This window comes from Alteribacter salitolerans (assembly GCF_016901055.1).
GTDB classification, from domain to species: Bacteria; Bacillota; Bacilli; order Bacillales; family Salisediminibacteriaceae; genus Alteribacter; species Alteribacter keqinensis.
In genome coordinates, this window is the sequence record NZ_JAFEUX010000005.1 from 260,289 (window position 1) to 273,683 (window position 13,395).

13 protein-coding genes and 1 other annotated feature are annotated in these 13,395 nt (G+C 45.1%); of the genes, 12 read left to right on the plus strand and 1 reads right to left on the minus strand.

Annotated features, from left to right (window positions below):
- Window positions 1-651: 651 nt before the first annotated feature.
- Window positions 652-918, minus strand: a complete 267-nt coding sequence (locus JSY36_RS12060) for a phage holin family protein (protein WP_205166593.1) — start codon at window positions 916-918, stop codon at window positions 652-654.
- A gap of 164 nt (window positions 919-1,082) precedes the next feature.
- Here JSY36_RS12060 and JSY36_RS12065 point away from each other — a divergent pair, with 164 nt between their 5' ends.
- From JSY36_RS12065 to rplT, 12 genes are all read left to right on the plus strand, one after another.
- Entirely contained in the window at window positions 1,083-1,496 is a 414-nt protein-coding gene (locus JSY36_RS12065; protein ID WP_122897964.1) for a DUF1499 domain-containing protein, read from the plus strand.
- Window positions 1,497-1,523: 27 nt separating this feature from the next.
- Window positions 1,524-1,994 carry a transcriptional regulator NrdR gene (gene nrdR, locus JSY36_RS12070; protein WP_122897962.1) on the plus strand — a complete coding sequence of 157 codons (471 nt, stop codon included), beginning with the start codon at window positions 1,524-1,526 and terminating at the stop codon, window positions 1,992-1,994.
- A 148-nt stretch (window positions 1,995-2,142) separates the two neighbouring features.
- Window positions 2,143-3,546: a replication initiation and membrane attachment family protein gene (locus JSY36_RS12075; protein ID WP_205166594.1), complete on the plus strand. Its 1,404-nt coding sequence runs from the start codon at window positions 2,143-2,145 to the stop codon at window positions 3,544-3,546.
- A gap of 12 nt (window positions 3,547-3,558) precedes the next feature.
- A complete protein-coding gene (gene dnaI / locus JSY36_RS12080) occupies window positions 3,559-4,503 on the plus strand; it encodes a primosomal protein DnaI (RefSeq protein ID WP_205166595.1) in 945 nt (314 codons plus the stop codon).
- A 179-nt stretch (window positions 4,504-4,682) separates the two neighbouring features.
- Window positions 4,683-5,789, plus strand: coding sequence for a cyclic dehypoxanthinyl futalosine synthase (gene mqnC, locus JSY36_RS12085; protein WP_205166596.1), 1,107 nt, complete (start codon window positions 4,683-4,685; stop codon window positions 5,787-5,789).
- Window positions 5,790-6,212: 423 nt separating this feature from the next.
- The gene (locus JSY36_RS12090) at window positions 6,213-7,907 is read left to right on the plus strand and encodes a M3 family oligoendopeptidase (protein ID WP_205166597.1); all 1,695 of its coding nucleotides are present in this window, start codon (window positions 6,213-6,215) and stop codon (window positions 7,905-7,907) included.
- Window positions 7,908-8,055: 148 nt separating this feature from the next.
- A complete protein-coding gene (gene ytxC / locus JSY36_RS12095; RefSeq protein WP_205166598.1) occupies window positions 8,056-8,916 on the plus strand; it encodes a sporulation protein YtxC in 861 nt (286 codons plus the stop codon).
- 393 nt (window positions 8,917-9,309) lie between these two features.
- Window positions 9,310-11,253 carry a threonine--tRNA ligase gene (gene thrS, locus JSY36_RS12100; protein WP_205166599.1) on the plus strand — a complete coding sequence of 648 codons (1,944 nt, stop codon included), beginning with the start codon at window positions 9,310-9,312 and terminating at the stop codon, window positions 11,251-11,253.
- Between the two features lie 253 nt (window positions 11,254-11,506).
- Window positions 11,507-11,707: a UPF0236 family transposase-like protein gene (locus tag JSY36_RS12105; protein WP_336511485.1), complete on the plus strand. Its 201-nt coding sequence runs from the start codon at window positions 11,507-11,509 to the stop codon at window positions 11,705-11,707.
- A 142-nt stretch (window positions 11,708-11,849) separates the two neighbouring features.
- Window positions 11,850-11,967 (plus strand) — a sequence feature (ribosomal protein L20 leader region).
- Between the two features lie 129 nt (window positions 11,968-12,096).
- A complete protein-coding gene (infC, locus tag JSY36_RS12110) occupies window positions 12,097-12,600 on the plus strand; it encodes a translation initiation factor IF-3 (protein WP_122897946.1) in 504 nt (167 codons plus the stop codon).
- Between the two features lie 118 nt (window positions 12,601-12,718).
- Window positions 12,719-12,913: a 50S ribosomal protein L35 gene (gene rpmI / locus JSY36_RS12115; RefSeq protein WP_205166601.1), complete on the plus strand. Its 195-nt coding sequence runs from the start codon at window positions 12,719-12,721 to the stop codon at window positions 12,911-12,913.
- 94 nt (window positions 12,914-13,007) lie between these two features.
- The gene (gene rplT / locus JSY36_RS12120; RefSeq protein WP_026690618.1) at window positions 13,008-13,364 is read left to right on the plus strand and encodes a 50S ribosomal protein L20; all 357 of its coding nucleotides are present in this window, start codon (window positions 13,008-13,010) and stop codon (window positions 13,362-13,364) included.
- Window positions 13,365-13,395: the final 31 nt, after the last annotated feature.

Below are 13,395 nucleotides of genomic sequence, written 5' to 3' on the forward strand. Positions count from 1 at the left end.
CCGGAATGTCCGAAGACTCCTGCAGTAGTGTAGTAGGGGCCAGGCAAGACCCCGCAAAGCATAGGAGGCCACTGAAAAAGTCAAAATCTGATAATAATGTCACAACCTTAGGGCTCTGAATGTAACCTGAATTGGTTTTGATTTTTTGAAGTGCTAAAGGTCGTGGGCGTTATAAAAAAGTGTTGATTGCAGCGAATGAGCGACACTTCTGTGGAAAAGCGAGTTCCGGGAAGACCTGGTCAAGCACAAGCACTGCTCTATGAATAAGATTCGAGTTGCTTCGACGCATAAAGCTTCAGAGCTTAGCCGGCAGAGGGAAAAGCAGCATGCTGGGAGGCTCCCGAACCGCCCGCGGAAAGTGCAATGAGCGTAGATCAACACCTAACTTTTCTGAGCCTATTTAAAAGAAAATGGACTTTTTCAATGCTTCGCTTAGCTCGAGGAGGCACCACCGTGGAAAGCGAAGGATATGCAAGCGGGATCAACAGTCTATATCACTAAGAAGAACATTTTTTCAACAGCCAGGACATTTTTTCTCTTCATCTTATTTTTCTGGACTAAAGAAGTGAAAATAGCAACAATCTATTCATAAAACGGCGTTAAATAAAGAGGGCGACTCATCAGACTGATGGACCGCTCTCTTTTTTACTTTCATTGTTCCTTTCTCCCGCCTGCCCTTCTTATCTGTTTAATAAGCTGATGACCGAAAACAGCTGCACCGGTAACAAGCACTCCCTGTATTACAGCTTGCATGGAGAAGCCTATGAGATAAGTTGTAAATACAATTCCCAGACCAAGCAGCAGGTAGGGGATGAGCCAGTCCGGAACCCGGGGCGTTTGTTTAATGATCTTTCCAATAATCATCAAAACCGGAATCAGGATCAGTGCTTCATCTACGATAAACTGAAGAAAATCCATATCTACACCTCGCTTTCTTTATTTATAAGCAAGCCCTTTCATTTCATGACAAACCACAATTGGATAAAGACCAAAATTACCGACAGAAATCGCATCAATTTTCCGGAAATATTGAACATGCTGTTATTTCCTGCTATTCTTAAAGTGCTAAGGTGGGATGAATAATGGGATTTAGAGATACAATTCAAAAATACATAAGCACACATACGGAAACACGGGAAAAGCACCCGGATGAAAAGCTGCAGACGCATTATTACAAATCCTCGAAGGATAAAGTAATGAAAGAAGTTCAGGCAATGATTAACCAGCGCCAGGGGCTAAAAGTCCAGTCCGTGTCTGAAGAACGGGGAGAAATTATTGTAAGGGCCGATTCAGGGAAGAAAATCTTCCTTGTGGCAACCGTTATTATGGTAAGGCCATACCGGACGGCTGTCGATTTTTCTGTAACGACTGAAACAGTACTGCCGGTGGATTTCGGCTACAGCAGAAAACTGATCTACGAATTGTATAAAAGTTTAAACGGCCGCCTGACATTTGTCGGTGCAGGTTTAGGTGACAATTTAACGCAAGGGTTTTAACCGGGCGACAGGAATGGAGAAGATAATATGAGATGTCCAAGCTGTCAGAATAACGGAACACGTGTGTTGGATTCCCGCCCGAGTGATGAAGGCCGCTCCATTCGGAGGCGCCGGGAATGTGAATCCTGCAGTTACCGCTACACGACATTTGAAAGGGTGGAAAAAACGCCGCTTATTGTTGTGAAAAAAGATGGTAACAGGGAAGAATTCTCAAGAGAAAAAATCTTAAGAGGGTTGATCCGGGCATGTGAAAAGCGCCCTGTACCCCTTGAAAAGCTGGAGAATGTCGTAGACGAAGTTGAGCGTGAGCTTAGAAACCATGGCATTTCTGAGATCGACAGTCATGATATCGGTGAACAGGTTATGGAGCGCCTGGCTGCCATTGATGATGTAGCCTATGTTAGGTTTGCTTCAGTTTACCGTCAGTTTAAGGATATCAATGTATTTGTTGATGAACTGAAAGAGTTGTTAAAGAGAGCAGATAATAAAGATTCATAATCAGGAAAAGGGCTTCCGTCCGGCGGGAAAGAAGCTCTTTTTTTCGTTTTGGAGAAGGTTACAATTCCCTGACTCCATTCGATAGAGCAAAGAGAAGGACTTTGGTACAATAGGGAAAGATACTTTGGAAATAAGGGGAATACGGGTCATGCACTGGAAAGAACTTTTACCCATCGATCGTTACCGTGTACAAATGAAAGACAAACTTCATGATACAGACCGGGATGCCCTGACGCTGCTTTATCAGCCCCTGATCGGCGCTCTTGCCTACAGCCTTTATCTGACGCTCTGGACAGAAGCGGAGCATTCGGCTGGAGAGGAAAAACAGCACCAGACGTTGATGGTCCTTACAGGACAGCCTCTGAACGAATTGTTTAACGAGCGGAAAAAGCTCGAAGCCATGGGGCTTATGTCAACCTACCGGAAAAAAGACGCTGAAGAAGTGGTATATATCTATGATTTGAAAAAGCCCCTTACACCCGATGCTTTTTTCAGAGACGATGTCCTCAGTGTGTTTTTGTATAACAGGCTTGGAAAAGAGCAATACAGACGGATCAGGGACCGCTTTTCTCTTGAAAGACAGGATATTACGGAAACTGAAGATGTCACCCGCTCCTTTGATCACGTATTTCAGTCACTGCACCAGTCAGAGATGATCTCCTACAGTGAGGAGCTGGAAGTAAACGATCAGACCCTTCGCGGTGAAAAAGAGAAAGGGAATGCTTACCGGTTTGAAGGGACTGACTTTGATTTCAGTCTGATGCTTGCGGATCTCCCGCCATTCATTAATAAAAAAGTGCTGGAAAAGCCTGCAGTAAAACGTACGCTGTCCCAACTGGCCTTTGTATATAAAGTAGAACCTATTGAAATGAGCAAGTTTGTGCAGGATACAATGATCCATGAAGACGAGCTTGATACGGAAGAACTGAGGAAGCTGATTCAACGGCGGTACCGGATGATTTACAGCCAGGATCCACCGAGCCTTGCACTGCGAAAGCAGCCGGGTCATCTTGTTTCACAGACAGAGGAACCAGTGAGTGAAGAAGAAAAAATGATCCGTTATTACGAAACGACCTCTCCAATGGAAATGCTTGAAAACCGGAGTGCAGGGGCAAAGGTGCCTCCGGCAGATATGAAGATTGTTGAAAACCTTATGCTCGACTATCATCTTCACCCGGGCGTTGTAAATGTTCTCATTGACTACATTCTGATGGTGAACGATATGAAGCTTACAAAAGGGTTTGCCGATAAAATTGCCGGCCAGTGGAGCCGTAAAAATATTACGACCGTTAAACAAGCAATGGTGATTGCAAGGCAGGAGCATAAAAACCGGAAAGAAGCAGCGGAGAAGCAAGGGTTTGGCGGAAAGCGTCAAAATAAAAGCCAGTCTAAGCAGGTAAGAAAAGAAAGGCTGCCAAAATGGCTTGCTGAGGAAAAAGAACAGGCTGAAGGAAAGCAGAAGACCAGTCAAAAACAACCTGAAGAGGATCTGGACCGGGAAAAAGAAGAGCTTGCCAGACTGATGCAGCAATATGAGAAAAATAAAAAGTAGGGAGGGATACAGATGGAACCAATCGGAAGATCCATTCGTAAGCTGAGCGGCGGAAATTTTGAAAAACGCCTTGAGGCATTAATGCAGGAAGTTCTTGAAGATAGCAGAATTCAGGCGTTTCTGTCTAAACAGAACGGCCTGACAGAAGCGCAGATAGAAAGACATCTAAATGACTTATTTCAATATAAAAAGGAATGGGCCAACTGTGACCGGTGTCCGGGCCTTGAAAACTGCCCGAATCTGATGCAGGGCTATCAGCCGGAACTGAAAATGTACCGGGACGATATTCAGGTATCCTATCATCCGTGTCCTCTTAAGAAAAAAGCCGATGAGCGAAAGCGTCAGGCTTCCTTTATCAAAAGTCTGTATATTCCTAAAGAAATTGTCGCTGTTACCTTTAAGGATATCGATCAGGATAATGCGTCAAGAGTCACCGCCATTAAAAAAGCCCTCCAGTTTTCCCAGGAAACAAAGCCGGGAGAAGACGGAAAGGGCCTCTATATTACAGGTTCCTTTGGTGTTGGGAAAACCTACTTGATGGGGGCGGTGAGTAATGCTCTTGCAGAGCGGGAAATCGAATCCATGATTATATACACACCTGATTTTTTCCGGGAACTGAAGCAGGGAATTACGGACGGAAGCTATCAGGATAAACTGGAGACGGTCAAGCGTGTTCCGGTATTGATTCTTGATGATATCGGAGCGGAAACGATGAGTGCCTGGGTACGTGACGATATTCTGGGAGCTCTTCTTCAATACAGAATGATGGAGAAGCTGCCTACCGTATTTACCTCGAACTACGATCTTGATGAACTGGAAACCCATCTGACATATACAAACCGTGGTGGCGTTGAGAACATTGAAGTGCTGAAAGCGAAGAGGATTATGGAGCGGATCCGGCACCTGAATGAAGAAATCGCAATGAAAGGTACGAACCGGCGGACGTATAATGCGTAAGGAAAAGGTACGGGTGTGAGCCTGGCTTTTTCCTGTTTATTTCATCCTTTTCTATGTTACGATAGGATGGAGAGATTAACGGGAAGCGAAAGATATCCGTTATTCTTTTGTATGCGGGGCAAGTTTTCCATTTTAATAGATTCATAAACATAAGCTTAGTCAGGATGGGGGATATATACATGAGTGTGGATCACATCTTAGAGCGGGCACGGTCTGGTGAGCGCATTTCAGTTGAAGATGCGATTGAACTTTACGAAAGTAATGAAGTGGAAAAAATCGGAGCCGTTGCCAATGAAATGATGCAGAAGTGGCATCCGGAACCGATTACGACATTTGTTATCGGACGCAATATTAATTATACAAATTTCTGTGACACATACTGCCGATTCTGTGCTTTCTATCGTCCGCCGGGACATGAAGACGGCTATGTACTGGACAATGACGTGATTTTCCAGAAAATCCAGGAAACAAAAGATGTAGACGGTACAGAAATTTTGATGCAGGGGGGAACAAACCCTGATCTTCCTTTCAGCTACTACACGGATCTTCTAAAAGAGATCAAAAAACGTTTTGATATTACGATGCACTCCTTTTCCCCGGCTGAGATCTGGAAGATGGTTGAAGTCTCAGGTCTGTCACTGGAAGAAGTGTTAACTGAACTTCATGAAGCCGGTCTGGATTCCCTGCCAGGCGGAGGGGCTGAAATTCTCGACAACCGAACCCGAAAGCGGATCAGCCGCTTAAAAGGAACATGGGAAGAGTGGATCGAGTGTATGAAGACGGCCAAAAAAGTCGGCATGCACGGAACAGCCACCATGGTTATCGGATTTGGGGAAACCATGGAAGAGCGGGCCCTTCACTTAAAGCGTGTTCGTGATGCCCAGGACGAAACGAACTGTTTCCTTGCTTTTATTCCATGGACGTTCCAGCCTGACAATACGAACATGAAGGCAGAGAAGGTTACTCCTGAAGAGTATTTGAAAAACCTGGCTATTTCAAGAATTTTCCTTGATAACGTTCCAAACTTCCAATCATCATGGGTTACGATGGGGCCTGAAGTAGGGAAAAAATCACTCACTTACGGATGTAATGATTTCGGAAGTACGATGATTGAGGAAAACGTAGTATCTGCAGCAGGTGCAACGCACAAAGTGGATACCAACCTGATTCTCCGTCTGATTCGTGAAGCGGGTAAAACCCCTGCCCAGCGTGATACAAAGTACAACACCCTCAGAGTGTTCGAAGGCGACGAGCAGGCGGAAAAAGACTTCATTATGCAAAACTAAACAATAAAACAGTTAAACTCCGGGAACCGTATCAGGCTTCCGGAGTTTTTTAGGCTTTATAAACTCAGATGTTGATTTCCGCTCATTGCACCGCGGGCGGCTCGATCCTCAGCGCTGCGCACTTGCGGGGTCTCCCCGGCACCCGCTCCTCCCGCAGGAGTGTCGCGCATTCGCTCCAATCAACATTTTAAGAAACCAACAGCTCTTTAACCCAGAGACCATTGCACCTCCGCTTGTTTCACCGAAGCTAAATAAATCCTTTAAATTTCCTTTATTAATATGGATTCTCACTTTGGTCCCCTCCTCTTTGATGTAATGTCTGTGTGAAACCGGAACCAACATCGTTTTCAGAATTAGAGGATTCAGTACCCCCCATCACGAAATTGTTAAGGGTATGCAACCATAACGGGAAGGATTGATCTTATGAAATTTAATGATATGACGTATACTCGCCCTGATGTAAAAAAAGTAGAGCAGCAATTTGAACAACTGTTGAAATCTTTTAAGGAATCATCAAGCTTTGAAGAACAGGATGAGTCGCTGGCAGCCATTAACAAGCTCCGGAGTGAGGTGGACACTCAATGTTCTCTTGTGTACATTCGTCACTCTATTGATACGAATGATGAATCTTATAAAAAGGAACAAGACTACATAGATGAAATTTCCCCTGTCCTTCAGGGCTATTCGACCAACGTATACCGGGAACTTGTGAATGCGAAATTCAGAAGCGGTCTCGAAAAGAAGTGGGGAAAGCAGCTTTTCCAGCTGGCTGAAATGTCATTAAAAACGTTTGATGAAGCGGTTATTGAAGACTTGCAAAAAGAGAATAAGCTTATTACAGAGTACAATCAGATTATTGCATCAGCTAAGATTGACTTTGAAGGAGAAGAGCGAACGCTGTCCCAGCTCACTCCTTTTGAAATGAACACGGACCGCAAAGTGAGAGAGGCCGCTGCAAAAGCGCGCTACAGATTTATGAGTGAGAACGAAGAAAACTTTGACCGTATTTATGATGAGCTTGTAAAAGTACGAACGAAGATTGCCAAGAAGCTTGGCTTCGAGAACTTTGTGGAGCTTGGTTATGCAAGAATGAGCCGGACCGATTACGACAAGAACATGGTTGCCAGGTTCCGTGATCAGGTAGCTGAACACATTGTACCTCTTGCTGTGAAGTTAAGAGAACGGCAGCAAAACCGGATTGGTGTTGACACACTCAAGTATTTTGATGAACCGTTTAGTTTTAAATCCGGAAACGCAACACCAAAAGGAGACGCTGAATGGATCATTGCGAATGGTGAGAAAATGTACGCGCAATTATCTCCTGAGACGAAGGAATTTTACCATTTTATGCAGGAAAATGATCTGATGGATCTCCTCAGTAAAAAAGGGAAGCAGGGCGGAGGATATTGTGCATACCTGAGTGAATATCAGGCACCGTTTATCTTTGCCAATTTTAACGGCACTTCAGGAGACATTGATGTTCTTACACATGAGGCAGGACATGCGTTTCAGGGGTATGAAAGCCGGCATTATTCAGTACCGGAATACAATTTTCCGACAATGGAAGCAGCAGAAATTCATTCCATGAGCATGGAATTTTTCACCTGGCCATGGATGGAGTCGTTCTTCAAAGAGGACGTAGAGAAGTACAAATTTGAACATTTGTCATCCGGTCTGTTATTTATCCCATACGGTGTGACGGTTGATGAATTTCAGCATTTTGTTTATGAAAACCCTGAGGCGACGCCGAAGGAACGAAAGGAAGCCTGGCGTAGGATTGAACAGAAATACCTTCCTCACCGTGATTACGGGGATAACAGCTATTTAGAGAACGGCGGCTACTGGCAGCGCCAGGGGCATATTTTTCAGGGACCGTTTTATTATATCGACTATACACTTGCGCAAATTTGTGCGTTTCAGTTTTGGAAAAACATGAAAAACGACTGGGATCGTGCATGGAATGATTATTTATCCTTATGTAAGGCCGGAGGAAGTCAGTCCTTTACTTCCCTTGTAAACGAAGCCGGTTTACTTTCCCCGTTTGAGGACGGCACAGTAAAAGCAGTCATTGATGACATTGAAGCGTACCTGAGCAGCGTGGATGATACGAAGCTGTAAGCAATAAACGGACAAAAGTCAAAACAGGTAAACATAAAATGAGGACAGCCCCATATATATGTACTAGATGTTTGCAAAGAGTTGAAGAAGCATAGCAGGTAAACGCCCAAGACCCTCAACTCAATTGCACGTTTGGGAGGGGCTGCCGTTGGTAACGATCGAGTTTGAAGTTAGTCAGCAATGCCGGAATTGCCATGAGCAATTGACAACGTCACTACGTACTTTCGATAAGTTAAATGAAGATATTTCACTTTCTAAAAATGATGATGATACCTGCGTGTCCATTACATTTCACGACCATAATGAGGAGAGGCTGTCACTTGCCTTGTCCACGGTCAGTGCAGTAATGACGAATTTCACGCTGAAACATTATCTGACTTCCTGGCTTGAAACGGTCGTTCGGGACCGGTTTTATTTTCAGGGAATGGAAGAAGTTGAAGATATTGTTGCTCTGACAAGGGAAATCATTAGTGGTGAGCATGAGGATCTTCATCTGGACTTTGGAATGAATGAGCTTCAACGAGAGCTTTATCTCTTGTTCCGGGGCATGATTGAAGAGAGGGAAAGCTTTTCGTTTGAGTCCTTCCTTCAATTCAGGCTTCGGAATATGAAAAAGGACTTAACAGAAGCTGTGGAAATTGCGATTGACGAGTATAAGATGGAGCAGGACTATCAGCTGATGGTCGAATCCTGCAGACAGTACCTCGTCCAAAAGCCACCGCTGTACTCAGAGATTCATGTGGTACTCAATGATACCCCTGTGTCCATGTATAATTCAGACGGAGAGCGCTTTACACTGTCCCATATACTAAGGATGCTGGACGATGAGGTTGCGTTTGACGGATCACTTCCTGTTTCAGAGCGGATCATCAGTCCTCTTGTGAGTATGGCACCGGAACGTGTGTATCTTTATTCTGACGAAGGCCAGGAAAATATTATCCGTACTCTGCTCGCTATTTTTCAGGAACGAATCTGTATTTGTGAGGAGCCGTACCCGGAGATTGAATGAAAACGGACAATCGTGGATAAGATGATAAAACCTCATAATCTGCTGTTGCATTTCGGATGACAGGTGATTATAATACGTAACATAAGGACATACGAAAAACAAAAGTTACGATGAGGACACGATCCGTTTTTACAGCTCATAAGAGAAGGAAGTCACCGGCTGAAAGCTTCCAGGGTGTTGAAAAACAGGGTTACCACCTCTGAACTTCAATAGGGAACGGTATCTACACCTATTAACTATTGACGGCCACCCCGTTACCGATAAAATGAAGCTGAAGGCGTGAAGTGCGCTTTCAGGAATCAGGGTGGAACCACGGGTATAAAAATGACAGCACTCGTCCCTTTATTGGGACGGGTGTTTTTTGTATTTCTAAAACTAAAGGAGTGACACACCATGGCAGAAGTAAACCAAGCAATTGTACTGGCGTTTCCGGATGGAAAAGAGAAGGAGTTTTCACACGGGACGACAACAGAAGATGTAGCTGCTTCCATCAGCCCGGGGCTTAAGAAAAAAGCTGTGGCGGGAAAACTCGACGGGAATCCGATCGACTTAAAAGCCCCGATTACCCAGTCCGGAAAAATTGAAATTGTGACACTCGACAGTGACGACGGTCTGGAAATACTCCGTCACAGTTCAGCACACCTTCTTGCCCAGGCAGTAAAGCGTCTGTTTGACAATGTAAAACTGGGAGTAGGACCAGTTATTGAAGGCGGTTTTTACTACGACATCGATATGGAGCACACACTGACTCCAGAAGATCTTCCGAAGATCGAAAAGGAAATGAAGCGTATTGCAGACGAAAACCTTGCTATCGAGCGTAAGGAAGTCAGCCGTGAAGAAGCGGTCCGCCGCTACGAAGAAATCGGTGACGACCTGAAGCTTGAGCTTCTTAAGGATATTCCTGAAGGGGAAAAAATCAGCATCTATGAGCAGGGAGAATTCTTTGACCTTTGCCGGGGCGTTCACCTTCCGTCTACTGGGAAAATCAAGAAATTCAAGCTTATGACAATCAACGGTGCCTACTGGCGCGGGGACAGTAAAAACAAAATGCTGCAGCGTATTTACGGAACTGCGTTTGAAAAACAGGGGCAGCTTGATGAGCACCTGAAGATGCTTGAAGAAGCAAAAGAGCGTGATCACCGTAAGCTGGGTAAAGAACTTGGAATCTTTACAGTAAACCAAAAAGTAGGTCAGGGACTTCCACTCTGGCTTCCAAAAGGAGCAACAATCCGCCGTACTGTAGAGCGCTACATCGTTGATCTTGAAGAAAAGCTTGGCTACGATCACGTGTATACGCCGGTATTAGGGAGCTCCGAGCTTTATAAAACATCCGGTCACTGGGATCACTATCAGGATGACATGTTCCCTTCCATGAAAATGGATAACGAAGAGCTCGTTCTTCGTCCGATGAACTGTCCTCACCATATGATGGTTTACAAGCACCAGAAGTACAGCTACCGCAATTTACCGGTACGTATCGCTGAGCTTGGCACAATGCACCGGCACGAAATGAGTGGTGCTCTTGCGGGGCTTCAGCGTGTTCGTGCCATGACACTGAACGATGCTCACATCTTCTGCCGTCCCGATCAAATGAAAGAAGAGTTCATCCGTGTAGTGGAACTCATTCAGAACGTTTACCGTGACTTTGGCATCGACAACTACTACTTCCGCCTGTCCTATCGCGATCCGGCAGATACTGAGAAGTATGTAGACAACGATGAAATGTGGGAAAAAGCACAGGCACTCTTAAAAGAAGCCATGGACGATATGAAAGTAGAGTACGTGGAAGCCGAAGGAGAAGCGGCTTTCTACGGTCCGAAGCTTGACGTACAGGTGAAGACAGCGCTTGGAAAAGACGAGACACTCTCAACTGTTCAGCTCGACTTCCACCTGCCGGAACGCTTTGACCTCACTTACGTAGGGGACGATGGAAACGAGCATCGCCCGGTTGTTATCCACCGTGGTGTTGTATCTACCATGGAACGGTTTGTGGCATTCCTTCTTGAAGAGTACAAAGGTGCCCTTCCGGTATGGCTTTCACCGGTACAGGTTCAGCTGATAGGTGTAAGTGACGTTCACGACGAATACGTCCGCAAAGTGGAAGACAAGCTTCGTGAAGCCGGAGCCCGCGTACACGTGGACGGCCGGAACGAAAAGCTCGGCTATAAAATCCGTGAAGCACAGATGCAAAAAATTCCGTACCTCCTCGTTCTTGGGGATAAAGAGATCGAGTCGGGCAGTGTAAACGTACGCCGCTACGGACAAAAGGAAACACAAGTCGTCGGCCTCGACGAGTTCGTTGATCAAATTCAACAGGATATTCGAGAACGCCGTTAAGGTATTCAGGCTCAGAAGGGATAAGATCCCTTCTGGGCTTTTTTTCGGTGGTGATGGGAGAGGGGGTTTGCCCTTCTTCCACTGGATTTTACGGTTAGCGCTTCGCTTTTTACACTTATGCCTTGGGATTTTACACTTAGCAGCGTGGATTTTACCCTTCTCACGCGCTATTTTACGGTTATCCCCAATCTCCGCATGGACGCGCCCTGATGCTGCGGGATGCCAAGCCCCGGATTAGCCGGTTAACAGAAAAATCGGCTTTTTTTACACTCAGGGCTTCATGGTGGAGCTAAACAGCGCTGTAGGGACGATTGAACACGAGAGAAAGGAAGAAGCCTTAGAGCGACTGATTGAGCAGGTAAGCAAGTACCCTGAAGCGCTTGGAGACTACCGAAAGAAGCTCGCAAATAAAGGGATTGACACAGTTGGTAAAGTTTCTCCCACAAATACTTGACTCAAACCTTATACGCACAGACATTTGCTTTTTCCACCGGGCTGCGTTATGATTGCTATGCTTGAAAAATAAGAAAAGCAAACATCTGTTGACATTTCGTTTTTGGATGTGCTATTCTATTTTAGTGAACAAAATATGGACACAAAGCAAGCAGAAGCGCCCGCTTCTCACCTGATTGACACAAGTTGACAGGTTATCACTGATTAGACATAACCAGTAGAGGTGTGGGCGATTTTATGCGCTCGCACCTTTTTTGTGCAGAGATAATAAAGCTTTGCTTACACTGCCTTTGTGGGTTCCCATAAGCTTAAGCGGGAAGCATAACGGTGCTGTAGCAAGTCTTGCTTTGATCCGGATCAATTTGGAGGTGGCTCAATATTAGTAAGGATATGTTCATTAACGAATCTATTCGTGCTCGTGAAGTACGACTGGTAGGAGCGAACGGTGATCAGATTGGTGTAAAACCCAAGAGTGAAGCGTTGGAAATGGCCCAAAACGCTAACCTTGACCTTGTTATGGTTGCACCGAACGCAAAACCGCCGGTATGCCGCATCATGGATTATGGTAAGTTCCGTTACGAGCAGCAGAAAAAAGAAAAAGAAGCTCGGAAAAACCAAAAAATCGTGAACTTAAAAGAAGTTCGCTTAAGCCCGAACATTGAGGAGCATGACTTCAACACGAAGTTACGTAATGCCCGCAAGTTCCTGAGCAAAGGTGACAAAGTAAAAGCTGCGATCCGTTTCCGCGGACGTGCGATTACTCACTCTGAACTCGGTAAAAAAGTGCTTGAGCAGCTTGCTGAAGAATGTAAAGACATTGCTACCATCGAGTCTAAGCCGAAGATGGAAGGCCGCAGCATGTTCTTAGTGCTTGCGCCGACTAACGAAAAGTAAACTTAAATAGAGACAGACAACAATACAACGACCATATTTATTCTGCCGGGTACAACCGGCAATCACCTGCAACGACAACAAACAACAACTAATCTTTCTTAACAGGGAGGACTTGCAAATGCCTAAAATGAAAACACACAGTGGCGCAGCAAAACGTTTCAAGAGAACGGGAACTGGCAAGTTGAAGCGTTCCCAAGGCTACACTAGCCACCTTGCTGCTAACAAATCAACTAAACAAAAGCGCAAGCTTCGTAAAGCTTCAATGGTTTCCAAAGGTGACCAGAAGCGTATCGACGCAATGCTGCCAAGATAATAACGGCACCAGGCCGTTAACAGGCTGATGCCTGTGATTGTTTCAACATTTATTGATCGTATTGTATAGAATTATTTATTGAGGAGGGATTACGATGGCTCGAGTAAAAGGCGGATATGTAGCACGTCGTCGTCGTAAAAAAGTTTTAAAGCTAGCTAAAGGTTACCACGGTTCCAAACACCGTTTATTTAAATCAGCACAAGGACAAGTAATGAAGTCCTTACAATATGCTTACCGTGACCGCAAACAGAAGAAGCGTGATTTCCGTAAGCTATGGATCACACGTATCAATGCTGCGGCTCGCATTAACGGTCTTTCTTACAACCGTTTCATGCACGGTCTTAAGCAGGCTGGTATCGAAATGAACCGTAAAATGCTTGCTGACATTGCTGTAAACGACGAGCAGGGCTTCGCGGCTCTTGCTGAAAAAGCAAAAGCTAACCTTAAGTAATTGGTTATGAAGCTTTAATTTAAAACAAAAA

Excerpts from the sequence above, each read along its gene's own strand:
- JSY36_RS12060 (WP_205166593.1), bottom strand. The coding sequence starts at position 918 with ATGGATTTTCTTCAGTTTATCGTAGATGAAGCACTGATCCTGATTCCG.
- JSY36_RS12065 (WP_122897964.1), top strand. The coding sequence starts at position 1,083 with ATGGGATTTAGAGATACAATTCAAAAATACATAAGCACACATACGGAA.
- nrdR (WP_122897962.1), top strand. The coding sequence starts at position 1,524 with ATGAGATGTCCAAGCTGTCAGAATAACGGAACACGTGTGTTGGATTCC.
- JSY36_RS12075 (WP_205166594.1), top strand. The coding sequence starts at position 2,143 with ATGCACTGGAAAGAACTTTTACCCATCGATCGTTACCGTGTACAAATG.
- dnaI (WP_205166595.1), top strand. The coding sequence starts at position 3,559 with ATGGAACCAATCGGAAGATCCATTCGTAAGCTGAGCGGCGGAAATTTT.
- mqnC (WP_205166596.1), top strand. The coding sequence starts at position 4,683 with ATGAGTGTGGATCACATCTTAGAGCGGGCACGGTCTGGTGAGCGCATT.
- JSY36_RS12090 (WP_205166597.1), top strand. The coding sequence starts at position 6,213 with ATGAAATTTAATGATATGACGTATACTCGCCCTGATGTAAAAAAAGTA.
- thrS (WP_205166599.1), top strand. The coding sequence starts at position 9,310 with ATGGCAGAAGTAAACCAAGCAATTGTACTGGCGTTTCCGGATGGAAAA.
- infC (WP_122897946.1), top strand. The coding sequence starts at position 12,097 with ATGTTCATTAACGAATCTATTCGTGCTCGTGAAGTACGACTGGTAGGA.
- rpmI (WP_205166601.1), top strand. The coding sequence starts at position 12,719 with ATGCCTAAAATGAAAACACACAGTGGCGCAGCAAAACGTTTCAAGAGA.
- rplT (WP_026690618.1), top strand. The coding sequence starts at position 13,008 with ATGGCTCGAGTAAAAGGCGGATATGTAGCACGTCGTCGTCGTAAAAAA.